The 14768-nt window shown below is 61.0% G+C and carries 14 protein-coding genes; 3 read left to right on the forward strand and 11 right to left on the reverse strand.

All coding sequences use genetic code 11. The features are described 5' to 3' along the window. Positions 1–35: 35 nt before the first annotated feature. Complete coding sequence (adk, locus tag C9990_RS25030) at positions 36–683, reverse strand: adenylate kinase (protein WP_065903153.1); 648 nt, start codon at positions 681–683, stop codon at positions 36–38. 279 nt (positions 684–962) lie between these two features. After that, on the reverse strand, positions 963–3608 hold the full coding sequence (gene ppc / locus C9990_RS25035) for a phosphoenolpyruvate carboxylase (protein WP_106804976.1): 2646 nt from the start codon (positions 3606–3608) through the stop codon (positions 963–965). Positions 3609–3793: 185 nt separating this feature from the next. On the opposite strand from ppc, the gene C9990_RS25040 reads away from it, so the two are divergent. From C9990_RS25040 to C9990_RS25050, 3 genes are all read left to right on the forward strand, one after another. Beyond that, positions 3794–4138, forward strand: coding sequence for a pilin assembly protein (locus C9990_RS25040; RefSeq protein WP_065903159.1), 345 nt, complete (start codon positions 3794–3796; stop codon positions 4136–4138). Positions 4139–4427: 289 nt separating this feature from the next. After that, positions 4428–4838: a DUF4398 domain-containing protein gene (locus tag C9990_RS25045; RefSeq protein WP_177343934.1), complete on the forward strand. Its 411-nt coding sequence runs from the start codon at positions 4428–4430 to the stop codon at positions 4836–4838. A gap of 55 nt (positions 4839–4893) precedes the next feature. Continuing rightward, positions 4894–5679: an OmpA family protein gene (locus C9990_RS25050; RefSeq protein WP_065903166.1), complete on the forward strand. Its 786-nt coding sequence runs from the start codon at positions 4894–4896 to the stop codon at positions 5677–5679. A 381-nt stretch (positions 5680–6060) separates the two neighbouring features. Here C9990_RS25050 and C9990_RS25055 read toward each other — a convergent pair whose 3' ends face one another. The 9 genes from C9990_RS25055 to C9990_RS25095 form a co-directional block, all read right to left on the reverse strand. Further along, on the reverse strand, positions 6061–6408 hold the full coding sequence (locus C9990_RS25055; RefSeq protein WP_065903169.1) for a hypothetical protein: 348 nt from the start codon (positions 6406–6408) through the stop codon (positions 6061–6063). 170 nt (positions 6409–6578) lie between these two features. Further along, positions 6579–6905 (reverse strand): hypothetical protein, encoded by a 327-nt coding sequence (locus C9990_RS25060; protein ID WP_064054946.1) that lies wholly within the window; start codon positions 6903–6905, stop codon positions 6579–6581. Continuing rightward, the gene (locus C9990_RS25065) at positions 6902–7807 is read right to left on the reverse strand and encodes an alpha/beta hydrolase (RefSeq protein ID WP_106804977.1); all 906 of its coding nucleotides are present in this window, start codon (positions 7805–7807) and stop codon (positions 6902–6904) included. Before C9990_RS25065 ends, C9990_RS25060 begins: the two co-directional genes overlap by 4 nt. Positions 7808–7945: 138 nt before the next feature. Then, positions 7946–9223, reverse strand: a complete 1278-nt coding sequence (locus C9990_RS25070; RefSeq protein ID WP_065903174.1) for a flavohemoglobin expression-modulating QEGLA motif protein — start codon at positions 9221–9223, stop codon at positions 7946–7948. A 20-nt stretch (positions 9224–9243) separates the two neighbouring features. Further along, positions 9244–9792, reverse strand: coding sequence for a hypothetical protein (locus tag C9990_RS25075; RefSeq protein WP_106804978.1), 549 nt, complete (start codon positions 9790–9792; stop codon positions 9244–9246). Between the two features lie 123 nt (positions 9793–9915). After that, complete coding sequence (locus tag C9990_RS25080) at positions 9916–10632, reverse strand: TetR/AcrR family transcriptional regulator (protein ID WP_065903180.1); 717 nt, start codon at positions 10630–10632, stop codon at positions 9916–9918. A gap of 152 nt (positions 10633–10784) precedes the next feature. After that, positions 10785–12284 (reverse strand): lysine--tRNA ligase, encoded by a 1500-nt coding sequence (gene lysS, locus C9990_RS25085; protein ID WP_106804979.1) that lies wholly within the window; start codon positions 12282–12284, stop codon positions 10785–10787. Between the two features lie 93 nt (positions 12285–12377). Next, positions 12378–13473 (reverse strand): peptide chain release factor 2 gene (prfB, locus tag C9990_RS25090; RefSeq protein ID WP_098465888.1). Its coding sequence is split into 2 segments (ribosomal slippage): positions 12378–13400 and positions 13402–13473, totalling 1095 coding nucleotides; the frame shifts between segments, so codons are not numbered across the junction. Positions 13474–13737: 264 nt separating this feature from the next. Next, positions 13738–14739 carry a PleD family two-component system response regulator gene (locus C9990_RS25095; protein WP_065903189.1) on the reverse strand — a complete coding sequence of 334 codons (1002 nt, stop codon included), beginning with the start codon at positions 14737–14739 and terminating at the stop codon, positions 13738–13740. Between the last annotated feature and the right edge of the window lie 29 nt (positions 14740–14768).

Raw genomic sequence — 14768 nt, forward strand, 5'->3', positions numbered from 1 at the left:
GCAAGCGGGCCGTTACTGTGAAGCCGAGCGATTGATCAGCTCAGGGCTTGCAGCACCTTGGCGGTGATCGCTTCCACGGAGCCGACGCCAGGGATGTGGCTGTACTTCGGCTTGCCTTGGGCAGCAGACAGCTTCTGGTAGAAATCCACCAGCGGCTTGGTCTGGGAATGGTAGACCGACAGGCGATGACGCACGGTTTCTTCGGTGTCGTCCTTGCGCTGCACCAGGTCTTCGCCGGTGATATCGTCCTTGCCTTCAACCTTTGGCGGGTTGTAGACGGTGTGGTACACGCGGCCCGAGGCCTCGTGAACGCGACGACCGGCGATACGCTGGACGATTTCTTCGTCTTCAACGGCGATTTCGACCACGGCATCCAGCTCGACACCAGCCGTCACCAAGGCTTCAGCCTGGGGAATGGTGCGTGGGAAACCGTCGAACAGGAAACCCTTGGCGCAATCTGGTTGCGCGATACGGTCCTGGACCAGGGCGATGATCAGGTCATCGGACACCAGGCCGCCGGCATCCATGATGCCCTTGGCTTTGACGCCCAGCTCGGTGCCTGCTTTTACCGCAGCGCGCAGCATGTCACCGGTGGAGATTTGTGGAATGCCGAATTTTTCAGTGATGAACTTTGCCTGAGTACCTTTACCGGCCCCGGGAGCTCCCAGCAGAATGACGCGCATCGATGTGCTCCTCAATTTTTTATAGAGATGACGCTCGGATTCGCCGCGTGGGGCCAATCTCGTAAAAATAGGATTCGGGCCGCACAAACGGCCAAAGGCTGATCAAGATACACAGCAGACCCTAAGCACACAAGCCGCCGAAAGTCGCAAGAACCCGCGCCATACATGCACCATAGGTGGGGTGTGCCTGAGTGCAACCCGGCCGTGCAAACGCCAACCGCCCATTTTCTGGCGGCTGGCGTACTTCATCTGCAAGCCTTTGAGAACACGCGTAAAACCTCAACCGGTGTTGCGTAAACCGGCGGCGATACCGGCCACAGACACCAGCAGCGCCTGTTCCAGAGGGCTGTCCTGCGCCGCTTCCTGCTGGCGCGAGCGCGCCAGCAACTCAGCCTGCAGCAGGTGCAGGGGGTCAAGGTAGGTGTTGCGCAGGCGGATGAACTCCAGGGTGTCGGGGCTATGGGCCAACAGTTGCGACTGGCCGGTCAGGCCAAGCACCACCGTGCACGCCTGCGACAATAGGTCGCGTAAGTGCGCGCCCAATGGCAACAGGTCCGGCTGCACCAGGCGCTCGTCATACAGCCGCGCAATGTCGGCATCCGCCTTGGCCAGGACCATTTCGAGCATGTCGATGCGGGTCCGGAAGAACGGCCACTGCTCACGCATCTGCCCGAGCAGTTCGCCTTCGCCACGTTCCAGCGCCTTGCTCAACGCAGCTTCCCAGCCGAGCCATGCCGGCAGCATCAGGCGGGTCTGGGTCCAGCCGAAGATCCACGGGATGGCGCGCAGGCTTTCGATGCCACCGGCACGACGCTTGGCCGGACGACTGCCGAGGGGCAAGCGACCGAGCTCCTGCTCCGGTGTGGATTGGCGGAAATACTCGACGAATTGCGGATTTTCCCGCACCACCGCGCGGTAAGCGCTGACACCGTCCGCCGCCAATTCGTCCATCAAATGGCGCCAGGCCGGTTCCGGCGGAGGCGGCGGCAACAGCGTCGCTTCCAACACCGCTGCCAGGTAAAGATTGAGGTTCTGCTCGGCAATGTCCGGCAGGCCGAATTTGAAACGGATCATTTCGCCTTGTTCAGTGGTGCGGAAACGCCCCGCCACCGAACCCGGCGGCTGCGACAGGATCGCCGCGTGAGCCGGGCCGCCACCGCGCCCGACCGTGCCGCCACGGCCATGGAACAACAGCAGTTCCACCTGTTGCTCGCGGCAGATATCCACCAGGCGTTCCTGCGCCCGGTACTGCGCCCAGGCTGCGGCGGTGGTGCCGGCGTCCTTGGCCGAGTCCGAATAGCCGATCATCACTTCCTGCGGGCCCTGTAAACGGGCGCGGTAGCCCGGCAGTTGCAGCAGGCGTTCCATCACCGGCCCGGCGTTATCCAGGTCAGCCAGGGTTTCGAACAACGGCACCACGCGCATCGGCCGCTGCACGCCCGACTCTTTCAGCAACAGTTGCACCGCGAGTACGTCCGACGCGGCGCCGGCCATGGAGATGACGTAGGAACCCAGCGATGCTGCCGGCGCGGCGGCGATTTCCTTGCAGGTATTCAACACCTCGGCCGTGTCCGCCGACGGTTTGAAATACCCCGGCAGCAGCGGGCGGCGATTGCTTAGCTCCTTGGTCAGGAAACTGATGCGTGCCTCTTCGTCCCAGTCTTCATAACGACCGAGGCCGAGGTAATCGGTGATTTCCGTCATGGCCGCCGAATGCCGGCTGGAGTCCTGGCGCACGTCCAGGCGCACCAGGAACAGACCAAAAGTCACCGCGCGGCGCAGGCAGTCGAGCAGCGGACCATCGGCGATCACGCCCATGCCGCATTCGTGCAGCGACTCGTAGCACAGCTCCAGCGGGTCGAGCAGGTCACGGTTGTTTTGCAACACTTCGGCCGGCGCCGGGGTGCTGGTCGTCAATGAGGCATGCGCCCAACTGCGCGTGGCGCGCAGGCGTTCGCGCAATTGCTTGAGCAGCGCACGGTACGGTTCGACGCTGTCACCGACCTTGGCCTGCAACGCCGCGCTGGCGTGCTGCATCGACAATTCGGACGCCAGATGATCGATATCGCGCAGGTACAGATCGGCCGCCATCCAGCGCGCCAGCAGCAGTACTTCGCGGGTGACCGGCGCGGTGACATTCGGGTTGCCGTCGCGGTCGCCCCCCATCCACGATGCAAACCGAATCGGCGCCGCCTCCAGGGGCAAATGCAGGCCGGTAGCGGCATGCAAGGCCTGGTCAGCCTTGCGCAGATAATTCGGGATGGCATGCCACAGAGAATGCTCGATCACCGCAAAGCCCCACTTGGCCTCGTCCACCGGCGTGGGACGAGTGCGGCGGATTTCTTCGGTGTGCCAGGCTTCGGCGATCAAGCGCTGCAGGCGCTGGCGGATCTGCTCGCGCTCGGCGGTGGTGAGGTCGCGGTGATCCTGCAATGCCAGCTGCGCGGCAATCGCATCGTATTTCTGGATCAGGGTGCGGCGCGCCACTTCGGTCGGGTGGGCGGTAAGGACCAGCTCGATCTCCAGGCGCCCCAACTGGCGGGCCAGGGACTCGTTGCTGTGGCCTTCGCTTTGCAGGCGCGCCAGCAACTCCGGCAGCACCCGGGATTCGAACGGTGCTGGTTGCGATTCATCACGCCGGTGAATCAGCTGGTACTGCTCGGCAATATTGGCCAGGTTGAGAAACTGGTTGAAGGCCCGCGCCACGGGCAGCAGTTCGTCTTCCTTCAACTGATTGAGGCTGGCGCTCAGTTCATCGCCCGCGGCTTTCTCCGCGGCCGCGCCACGCCGGTCGGCCTTGGCGCCCTTGCGGATCTGCTCGATCTTGTCGAGAAAATCATCGCCGTACTGCTCTCGAATGGTGTTGCCCAACAGCTCACCCAAGAGGTGAACATCCTCACGCAAGCGTGCATCGATATCACTCATCAGCCAATCTCCAGCCAGAAATCCGGGACGCGCAGGTTTTCCAGAGTGCCGCCAGCATCGGTTTATGACAAGACTTTAAACCTTGTGACTTGCAGCTAGTCTCAACTGTGAGTCGCCTGTGTTTATCCACGCACGCGGCTGGACACTCATCACCGCCCGCCATCGCGGGCTTTATTGAGGTTGCCATGAAAATCCGAGAACTGGCCCAGCATTGGGAAGAGAACGCCAAGGGTCGCTTGACCAAGACCGAGTACGCCATCCATCTGGATGTGGAGTCCGCCGCAAGGCTGGCGGCCATCGCGGAAATGTACCCCAAGCGCCATACCGAAGAACTGCTCGGCGAGCTGATCGGCGCCGCCCTCGAAGAGCTGGAAGCCAGCTTTCCCTATATCAAGGGACAACAGGTGGTTGCCACCGATGAAGAGGGCGACCCGCTCTACGAAGACGTCGGCCCTACCCCACGTTTCCTGACGCTGTCGCGACGTTATCTGCACGATATGTCGAGCAGTTCGGACGAGCAGAAACACTGACCCCACCCCGTTCTTCCCCTTGTAATCCGGGCCCTTCACGGGCCCGACCTACCTCCGCGCGCGGCAAAAGTTCCAAGTTTTTCAGGCTGACCATTCAGTCAGTTATTTTTTTAGGCAAATCGCCATCTCTTCTGAACTTTTGAAAAAAGCCTCCGGTCACAGCCAGTAAGCCATCACTTGGAACGGCCGTTTGAAAGGGCTTTTCGTGCTTTACCGCCGGGCCCCGCACCGCTGACCAGTGACATGGATTTTGATGTTTTTCAGGAGTTACCCAATGGAGTTGAAGACGATGAAGACCAGCACTGCCAAATCCTCGTTTAACCATCTGCGCGGGCTCAAGTTGGCCGCGCTGGCAATCGGCACCAGCTTCGTTTTGGCTGGCTGCGCCGGCAACCCGCCGACCGAGCAGTACGCAGTTACCCAATCGGCGGTGAACAGCGCTGTCAGCGCCGGCGGCACCGAGTACGCAGCCGTAGAAATGAAGTCGGCCCAGGACAAGCTCAAGCAAGCCGAGATTGCCATGCACGACAAGAACTACGACGAAGCCCGTCGCCTGGCTGAACAAGCCGAGTGGGACGCTCGCGTCGCTGAGCGTAAAGCCCAGGCCGCCAAAGCCGAACAGGCTGTGAAGGACTCCCAGAAAGCTGTTCAGGAGCTGCGTCAGGAAGGCATGCGCCCGGCTGTTATCAAGCAGCAATAAGCCGCCGCCCCTGATTGCAATGCACCCGATATCGAATTGAAAGGACGACACGACTATGCGTAAACAATTGATGATCCCTGCCCTGCTGGCGATGAGCGTTGCCTTGGCGGCGTGCTCCACCCCGCCGAACGCGAACCTGGAAAATGCACGGACCAACTTCTCGGCCCTGCAAGCCAACCCGAATGCCACCAAGGTAGCGGCGCTGGAAACCAAGGACGCCCAGGACTGGCTGGACAAGGCTGACAAGGCCTACCGCGACAAGGAAGACCAGAAGAAAGTCGACCAGCTGGCCTACCTGACCAACCAGCGCGTTGAAGTGGCGAAAGACACCATCGTGCTGCGCGAATCCGAAGCCAAGCTGAAAAACGCCGGCGACGAACGTGCTCGCGCCCTGCTGCAAGCCCGTGACGCGCAGATCAAGCAACTGCAGGACAGCCTGAATGCCAAGCAGACCGATCGCGGTACGCTGGTCACTTTCGGTGACGTGCTGTTTGCCACCAACAAGTCCGACCTGAAATCCAGCGGCCTGGTGAACATCACCAAGCTGGCGCAGTTCCTGCGCGACAACCCGGACCGCAAAGTGATCGTCGAAGGCTACACCGACAGCACCGGTTCCGACTCGTACAACCAGAGCCTGTCCGAGCGTCGTGCAGCTTCCGTGCAGCGTGCACTGGCTCAGCAAGGCGTGGACATCTCGCGCATCGTGACCCAGGGCTATGGCAAGGAATACCCGGTTGCCGATAACAGCAGCGTATCGGGCCGTGCCATGAACCGCCGCGTCGAAGTGACCATCTCCAACGACAACCAGCCAGTCAAACCACGTTCGTCCGTAGCGAACTGATGGCCTGATGCTGGATAAAAAAACCCACCTTACGGTGGGTTTTTTTATGGATTGCCAAACTGGATAGGACGGTGTGTGTCCTCGTCCGGCATCTTCATCTTCTGGTCCTGTTTCTGGTCCTGCGCGGTCCGCCGCTCAAGATCTACATGGCACCGGCTCATATTCAGCAGGTTGCGAAATGCCTGACTTTCAGGATTTGCCGGATGTACGGGAGGTACAGGATTTGCAATTATCGCCACTTTCTCGGCCCTGATCTGAGTAAGTTACACCGCTTTGTGTGGCGCCTTACGCGATATGGTTCCAAAAAATCTTGGCTCAGCATTATCGTTCGGTCGTTGACCAAATCCCGCCCATGGCGGGCGGGCTTTGCAGAGATGGCAATCAGCCGCCGACTTTGCTGGAACCCTGGTAGTCGGGCGACTGGATTTGGCCGCCGCCCTGTGAGCCACCTTGACTGTCTTGTGAGCCCTGGCCATTTTGTGCACCTTCACCGCCCTGAGCACCTTGAGCCTTTTCTGCAAGCAGTTTCTTCAGTAGCTTCTCCAGCTCTTCAATGCTACCCCCGCCCCCAGCTCCACCGCTTCCCTGGCTGCCCTGGGAACCTTGTGACTGTTGCTTGATTTTGTTTTGTACGTCCTGAATCTGCTGATCAAGGCTTTGCTGGGGACCTTGGCCACCACCAATGCCTGACAAGCCCGTTGAACCCGATACACCGTTGATACCTGACATAAATGCAAACTCCAGACTCATTAATTAAAAAAGGACTGATCAGTCGCTCCGATCAGTCCTTAGTCTGTGGCGGGTAAATAAAGATGGTTCCGGTCAGCTACGGGTCGCACATGCAGCAAGGGACTAATCGCCAGGTTCAATGGCGTTTTCCCACGGGGCGATGTGCCAGCTCACTGCTGCAGTTGCGGGGTTTCCTGACCCAGGCAACGTACCGCCTGCTTCTTGTTATTAACCAGCACGCCACTCAAGCCTTTTTGCTCGGTGTCGAACATCACCAGCACGCCGTCGACGCACTGCGCCACCTGCGCGGCCGGGGTCAGCGAGATCTTGTAGTCTTCGCCGGGCACGGTCTTGAGCAGGGTGAAATCGCTGAGCAGCAGCGCATCTTCCGGCTTGGCGAAGTGCAGGTAGCCGTAGTACCACAGGCAGCCGACAGTACCGATGATGGTGCCGATGCCGGTGAGGATCAGCGGGATCATGTTGCGTTCTTCGCTCATTGCGGGCTCTCTGATGAATCAACTTTAGAATCGGGATAATTCGGGATTTCGCCCAGGCGACGCAGGCCGTTGAAGTGCTGCGGGTCATCCAGGTAACGCAGCATCACGGTTTGCCAGGTCTTGTCGGCAAAGGTCTGCACGTGGCCACCGCGCGTCAACTGCAACACCCGAGGCGGCGGCGCGGCCTGGTACAGGCGGATGCCGTTGGCCACCGGCACAATCGGGTCATCCAGGCTGTGGAACAGCAGCTTGGGCACACCGGTCAGTTGCGGCATGGCGCGGATCGCACTGTCGCCATCCGGCACCAGCCAGGACAACGGCACCTGAAACGGCCATGTTAACCAGGAGGTGCTCAGGGCGAATTGTCCTACGTCACGATAACTGGCGGGCACGCCGTCCAGCACCAGGGCCTTGAGCTGCGCCTGTCGCTCCGGGTGGGCTGCCAGGTAATGCACCGCCAGCGCGCCGCCGAGGCTTTGACCGAGGACGATCAGCGGCTGGCCCCGGGTCTCGGGGGCCTGGTCGAGCCAGCTGAAGGCAGCGTCCACGTCCTGATAGACCGCCGGCAATGACGGCTTGCCCTGCGACAGCCCATAACCGCGATAGTCCAGCAGCAGCACCTGGTAGCCCTGCTCCGGCAACCACCAACTGCCACCCAGGTGCCAGGCCAGGTTGCCGCCGTTACCGTGCAGGTGCAGCACTGTGCCCTTGAGCGGCACGCCGGGCTTGGCCGGCAGCCACCAGGCATGCAGCTTGACCCCGTCAGCGGTGGTGACTGTGACATCGCGGTAATCCAGGTGGGCTTTTTCCGGCGTGAACGGCAGGCCGGGCTCGGGATAGAACAGCAGTGAGCTGCAGCCGTTCAATGTGAGTAGCAGGCATAGAATGCCGAGGATTCTCATCCGTTGAAGCCTCGTGAGTAGTTAAACAACACATCTGAATAACGCCGAAACGCTGCAGGAGCCGGCTGGCCGGCGATGCAGGCAACGCGGTCTCCTGCAGCCATCGCCGGCAAGCCGCCAACTACAGCTAGATCGGTGTTAAAGGATATTCGAGTAATCCGCCTCGATCCGGTCCAGGCTCAAGTGGTTGAGGAAGTTGGAGAAGCACATCCACGCCGCCAGCGCATTCATGTCGCGAAACTGCTCGGGCAGGTACTTGGGCGGCACCACCAGGCCCTCGTCCACCAGCTGGCGCAGGGTGCGCATATCTTCCAGCGTGGTCTTGCCGCAGAACAGCAGCGGTACTTGTTCCAGCTTGCCCTTGCGCACGGCCAGCTGGATGTAGTTGTAGACCATGATAAAGCCTTTCAGGTAGGACAAGTCCTTGGTGAAAGGCAGACCGGTCGGAACCGAGCCACGGAATACGCGACTGGCGTTGCCGTAGCTTTCGGCCATCTCAAAACCCTGCTCGCGGAAGAACTCGAACACCTGCAGGAAGTCGGCGCCCTCTTCCACCATGTGGATGGCGCGGGTGCGATTGGTGAGCTTGCGCAGGCGGCTCGGGTAGGAGGCGAAGGTGATGATCTCCATCAATATCGCCAGGCCTTCCTGGGTCACGGTGGACGACGGCGGGCCCTTGGACAGAAAGGTGCAGATTGGCTGGTTCTGGCCATTGAGCGTGGTGCCGACGTGCACCAGGCCTTCATGCACTTCCAGCGCACGCACGTCGCGCTCGTTGAACATCGCGTCAGCGCGGATCTTGATGTAGTCGGCGCCCGCCGCTGCATCGGCGACGATACCGTCGGACTCGAACACGCGGATGGTCTCTTCGGCCTCGCCAAACACCCGGTTCAGGCGGGTTTGCAGCAGCGCCACGGCGTCCTTGGCGGTGAGGGTCTTGGCTTCGTCCTTGAGGTCGCCACGCCCGTCGATGTTGTTCAGGTAGTCGGAGAGCATCAGGCCCAGGTCCGCCAGGGTCGGGTCGCCGGCGTGAAAGGCATCGGAGGCGGCGCCGTACAGCTCCTGGGAGATCAGGCCGAAGTCCTCGGTGCCACGGGCCTCGAGCATGCGCACCACCATGCGGTACTCCTTGCACATGCGGCGCATGATCTGCCCCACCGGGCTGAACTGGCCGAGGCGGCGCGTGATGTCACGCTCAATGTTCTGGAACTCCAGCTTCACCGCGCTGGAATCGAATGACAGCGGCCGGTTGAGGTAATAGTCGCGGTCCACGGCGGGCAGTTCCTTGCCCTTGGCCTTGAGAAATCCCTGGCGAATGTTTTCGTCCCATTTCACCGCGTCGAGGACGCGAATCGGTGTTTGCGCCAGCACAATGCGATCAGACAAGGTGCGTATCGTCTGCTGGTAATCGTCCACCGCTACTTCCTCTTTAAACGTTATTTGCCCGCGCGCTGGTAGCGCACGGCTTCAACGAACACATCGGCATTGGCCGGGTCATCCAGGTAGGCAAACACCTGGTCCATGGGGCTGTCCACCCGCACGCCGGCGCCTTCGACGGTCTCCACGGTGCTGCCGTGCAAGGCGCGCTGGCCGATCGCCTGATGGATCTGCTCGAGGTCGAGGTTGTAGACCACCAATTCGTGTTTTTCATCGAACTCGAATCCCGCGAGGATGTAATTGCCACCCAGCTTGGCCGGCAACCGCGCCGACAGGTACCAGCGACTGCCATGCCGCGACACTGTAAACAGGTACTCATCGCGCTGGCCCGGCTTGGCTGTAGGGTAGCTCACGGCTTTATAACGGTGCTCGCCGGCGCGGGTGATGTGCAGGTTGAGCGGTTCGCCCCAGGCATTCTTGCTCGTCCATTGGCCGAGCAGTTCCTCCGGCGCGGCTTCCCGGGCCGGCAGCGGGTCCTTGAAGGTCACCAGGCAACCGCTGAGCAACAGGAACGACAGAGCGATGACCGCGACACGCCAGGCTTTCATTGCATACTCCATAAAGTGTGGGAGCTGGCTCGCCTGCGATACAGGCCCCGCGGTGCTTCAGATAAACCGCGGTGATGCTATCGCAGCGGTGCGACGATTCGACAAGCCAGCGCCCACATGAGGCTAGACCGAGGCCAGGACCAAATGCATGTAGCGCTTGAGAATCTCAAGCATCTCGTCAGCGGTCAGAGGCTCTGCGCCGCCCAGCAGGCCCTGATATTCCATCCGACTGATTATCGCCGTCAACACTTTGGCATCCTGTTGCGGCTCGCGGGAGCCCAATACCTGGAAAAACTGCCCCGTGCCCTGCAACAGGATCTGCTGGTGGGAGCGCACCAGCTCCGCCAGGCGCGGGTTGAGCAAGGCTTCCTGGCGAAAGGCCTGCTCGGCCATCAGGTGTTCACGGCGATTGCTGAGTTGGCGCATGACGTAGTCGGCAGTCAGTCGCGCAATGTCATCGGCCAGCTGTGAGCGCGACGCCGGGCTGCCATCGCCATAGGCGACCATCTCGCGCAGCAGGCCTTCGTTGCGCACCCACAACTTGCCCATGAAGGCAGCGCTGCGCTCCACGTATTGGGCGAAGGTATCGGTGAGCAGGTCATCGATATCCTTGAAGTAGTAGGTGGTTGCCGACAACGGCACCCCCGCCTCCGCCGCCACCGCCCGGTGGCGCACGGCCCGCACGCCGTCGCGCACCACAATGCGCATGGCCGCATCGAGAATGTCTTGCCTGCGTTGCTCGCTGCCCCGACGGCTGGCCTTGCGGCCCTGGTACTGGACGCTTTCAGCCACGGCAGCGGCAATGCCGGCGGCGCCTTCTTGAGCGGTTACGCGGTTCACGACTGATCTTCCTTATTAGAGTGACGCGGAGCGTCACGGTGTGCATTCCCACGCAGGGCACGGGAACGATCCCCTGGCGCTGTTTGCTTGACGCTTGTTAATGCCGCATAAAAAAGCCGCCTTATAAAAGGCGGCTTCGGATTTCGCTACGCTTACGCTTGTGGCCGCATGTGCGGGAACAAGATCACGTCGCGGATCGACGGCGAGTTGGTCAACAACATCACCAGGCGGTCGATGCCGATGCCTTCGCCCGCGGTCGGCGGCATGCCGTATTCCAGGGCGCGCACGAAGTCAGCGTCGTAGTGCATGGCTTCGTCATCGCCGGCGTCCTTGTCGGCCACCTGGGCCATGAAGCGCTCGGCCTGGTCTTCCGCGTCGTTAAGCTCGGAGTAGGCGTTGGCGATTTCGCGACCACCGATGAACAGCTCGAAACGGTCGGTGACGTTCGGGTTGTCGTCGTTGCGACGAGCCAGCGGCGACACTTCGAACGGGTACTGGGTAATGAAGTGCGGCTGTTCCAGCTTGTGCTCCACCAGTTCTTCGAAAATCATCACCTGCAGCTTGCCCAAGCCTTCGAAACCCAGCACCTTGGCGCCGGCTTTCTTGGCGATGGCACGGGCCTTGTCGATGTCGGTCAGGTCGTCAGCGGTCAGCTCCGGGTTGTACTTGAGGATCGAGTCGAACACCGACAGGCGCACGAACGGCTCGCCGAAGTGGAACACCTTGTCGCCATACGGCACGTCGGTGCTGCCCAGGACCAGCTGCGCCAGCTCGCGGAACAGTTCTTCGGTCAGGTCCATGTTGTCTTCGTAGTCGGCGTACGCCTGGTAGAACTCCAACATGGTGAATTCAGGGTTGTGACGCGTCGAAACACCTTCGTTACGGAAGTTGCGGTTGATCTCGAACACCTTTTCAAAGCCGCCAACCACCAGGCGCTTGAGGTACAGCTCCGGCGCGATACGCAGGAACATTTCCATGTCCAGCGCATTGTGGTGGGTTTCGAACGGCTTGGCTGCGGCACCACCCGGGATGGTTTGCAGCATCGGGGTTTCGACTTCGAGGAAGTCACGCTTCATCAGGAAGCTGCGGATGTGCGCAATGACTTGCGAACGCACGCGGAAAGTCTGGCGCACGTCTTCGTTGACGATCAGGTCGACGTAGCGCTGGCGGTAACGCTGTTCGGTGTCGGTCAGGCCGTGGTGCTTGTCCGGCAGCGGGCGCAGGGATTTGGTCAGCAGGCGCACGTTGGTCATTTCGACATACAGGTCGCCCTTGCCGGAACGCGCCAGGGTGCCTTCGGCGGCGATGATGTCGCCCATGTCCCAGGTCTTCACCGAGGCCAGGGTTTCTTCGGACAGGGTTTTACGGTTGACGTAGACCTGGATGCGACCGGTCATGTCCTGGATCACCATGAACGAGCCACGGTTGAGCATGATGCGACCTGCCACCTTGACCGGAATCGCAGCCTCAGCCAGCTCTTCCTTGGTCTTGTCCGCGTACTGTTTCTGCAAGGCATCGCAGTAGTTGTCGCGGCGGAAGTCGTTGGGGAAGGCATTGCCCTTGGCGCGCTCGGCAGCAAGCTTTTCCTTGCGCAGGGCGATCAGGGAGTTTTCTTCCTGTTGCAGGGCCTGGTCGAGTTGTTGGTCGCTCATGTCTTTAAATATTCCATCTGGTTCGTTGTCCCCGGCCTGCGGCCGGGGATCGCCGGCAAGCCGGCTCCTACAGGGATCGCGGTATGGAGCCTGTTACAGGCCTGATTTCAGGCTGGCTTCCAGGTATTCGTCGATATCGCCGTCGAGCACCTTGTCGCAGTCGCTGCGTTCGATGTTAGTGCGCAGATCCTTGATCCGCGAGGCATCGAGCACATACGAACGGATCTGGTGGCCCCAGCCGATATCCGACTTGGTGTCTTCCAGCGCCTGGGACGCGGCGTTGCGCTTCTGCATTTCCTGCTCGTACAACTTGGCCCGCAGCATTTTCATGGCGGTGTCCTTGTTCGCGTGCTGGGAACGTTCGTTCTGGCAGCTGACCACGGTGTTGGTCGGTACGTGGGTAATACGCACGGCCGAGTCGGTGGTGTTTACGTGCTGGCCACCGGCACCGGAGGAACGGTAGGTATCGATCCGCAGGTCGGCCGGGTTGATCTCGATTTCCACCTTGTCGTCGATCTCTGGCGAGACGAACACCGCAGAGAACGAGGTGTGGCGACGGTTGCCGGAGTCGAACGGGCTCTTGCGCACCAGGCGGTGCACGCCGATCTCGGTCCGCAACCAGCCAAAGGCGTATTCACCCTTGATGTGCACGGTCGCGCCTTTGATGCCGGCGACTTCACCGGCCGACAGCTCCATGATGGTGGCGTCGAAACCGCGTTTGTCAGCCCAGCGCAGGTACATGCGCAACAGGATGTTGGCCCAGTCCTGGGCTTCGGTGCCGCCGGAGCCGGCCTGGATGTCCAGGTAGGCGTTGTTCGGGTCCATTTCATGGCTGAACATGCGGCGGAATTCAAGCTTGGCGAGGTTTTCCTCGAGACGGGCCAGCTCGGCGACGACATCGCCCACTGCGCCTTCGTCGTTTTCTTCGACGGCCATGTCCAGCAGGTCACGGCAATCGGCCAGACCGGTGTTCAACTCGTCAAGGGTATCGACGATCTGCGCCAGCGCAGCGCGCTCGCGGCCCAGTTCCTGGGCGTATTCAGGTTTGTTCCAGACACTCGGATCTTCAAGCTCGCGATTGACTTCGGTCAGACGCTCATGCTTTTGATCGTAGTCAAAGATACCCCCGAATAGTTTCGGAGCGCTCGGACAGGTCCTTGATGGTGTTAAGGATCGGGTTGATTTCCATGGCGGGCAGCACTCGTTGGCGAACTTTTGAAAGCCGACGAGTATAACGATAAACGGGGGGGAGCGGCAGCCCGCTGGGCGAAAAGGGCTCTTGCCCCACCACTCGGCACCTCGCCTGGGCTCGGTGTGCCCGAAAGCCGACCTGAGGGGTTGGATCAAAAGCGGATACGTGTAGGCGCTGGCCGAACGCAGGCTTGAATCCGTGGCTAACCCGGCAGGACGCCGGGTTAGCCGTTACCGCAGCAACGCATATGTTCACACAACCCTACTCGATCCCCACCTGATTCCGCCCATTATGCTTGGCCGTGTACAACCCCTTGTCCGCCGCCAGGATCAGTTGCCGGCAATCGGTCCCCTGCGCCGGCGTAAGGGTCGACAGGCCGATACTGATGGTCAGGCTCGAACCTTCAGTCGGGGCAATGTGCGGGATTTTCAGCGCGGCCACCGCCATGCGCAGCTTTTCGGCCACCAGTCGCGCACCACCCGGCGAGGTATTGGGCAGCACCAGCGCAAACTCTTCACCGCCATAACGTGCCGGCAAGTCCGACGGCCGGCTGCTGGCTTCGCGGATCGACGCGGCGACTTTGCGCAAGGCCTCATCGCCCTCGACGTGACCGAAGCTGTCGTTGTAGGTCTTGAAGAAATCCACATCGATCATCAGCAACGACAACTGGGTCTGGTCGCGCATGGCACGGCGCCACTCCAGCTCCAGGTACTCGTCGAAGTGCCGGCGGTTGGACAGCCCGGTGAGGCCATCGGAGTTCATCAGCCGTTGCAGCACCAGGTTGGTGTCGAGCAATTGTTGCTGGCTGACCCGCAGCGCACGGTAGGCCGCATCCCGCTGCAACAGGGTCATGTAGGAGCGCGAGTGGTAGCGAATGCGCGCCACCAACTCGATATTGTCCGGGAGCTTGACCAGGTAATCGTTGGCGCCGGCCGAGAACGCCGCGCTCTTGATCAGCGGGTCTTCCTTGGTGGAAAGCACGATGATCGGAATGTTCTGCGTGGCCGGGTGGTTGCGGTATTCGCGCACCAGGGTCAGGCCGTCGAGGCCGGGCATCACCAGGTCCTGCAGGATCACCGTCGGCTTGATGCGGATCGCCTGGGCAATGGCCTGGTGCGGGTCGGCGCAGAAGTGGAAGTCGATGTTTTCTTCATGGGCCAGGCCACGCCGCACGGCTTCGCCGATCATGGCCTGGTCGTCGACCAGCAACACCATGGCGGCATTTTCGTCGGTCTTGATGTCGTCGATCTGTAAATCATTCATCTGCAGTCACCTGAATTACTACCTGCAAG

It is taken from the genome of Pseudomonas sp. S5D5 (genome assembly GCF_003013355.1).
GTDB classification, from domain to species: Bacteria; Pseudomonadota; Gammaproteobacteria; order Pseudomonadales; family Pseudomonadaceae; genus Aquipseudomonas; species Aquipseudomonas aylmerensis.

Coding starts and splice junctions, on each gene's coding strand:
- adk (WP_065903153.1), bottom strand. CDS start 683: ATGCGCGTCATTCTGCTGGGAGCTCCCGGGGCCGGTAAAGGTACTCAG.
- ppc (WP_106804976.1), bottom strand. CDS start 3,608: ATGAGTGATATCGATGCACGCTTGCGTGAGGATGTTCACCTCTTGGGT.
- C9990_RS25040 (WP_065903159.1), top strand. CDS start 3,794: ATGAAAATCCGAGAACTGGCCCAGCATTGGGAAGAGAACGCCAAGGGT.
- C9990_RS25045 (WP_177343934.1), top strand. CDS start 4,428: ATGAAGACCAGCACTGCCAAATCCTCGTTTAACCATCTGCGCGGGCTC.
- C9990_RS25050 (WP_065903166.1), top strand. CDS start 4,894: ATGCGTAAACAATTGATGATCCCTGCCCTGCTGGCGATGAGCGTTGCC.
- C9990_RS25055 (WP_065903169.1), bottom strand. CDS start 6,408: ATGTCAGGTATCAACGGTGTATCGGGTTCAACGGGCTTGTCAGGCATT.
- C9990_RS25060 (WP_064054946.1), bottom strand. CDS start 6,905: ATGAGCGAAGAACGCAACATGATCCCGCTGATCCTCACCGGCATCGGC.
- C9990_RS25065 (WP_106804977.1), bottom strand. CDS start 7,807: ATGAGAATCCTCGGCATTCTATGCCTGCTACTCACATTGAACGGCTGC.
- C9990_RS25075 (WP_106804978.1), bottom strand. CDS start 9,792: ATGAAAGCCTGGCGTGTCGCGGTCATCGCTCTGTCGTTCCTGTTGCTC.
- lysS (WP_106804979.1), bottom strand. CDS start 12,284: ATGAGCGACCAACAACTCGACCAGGCCCTGCAACAGGAAGAAAACTCC.
- C9990_RS25095 (WP_065903189.1), bottom strand. CDS start 14,739: ATGAATGATTTACAGATCGACGACATCAAGACCGACGAAAATGCCGCC.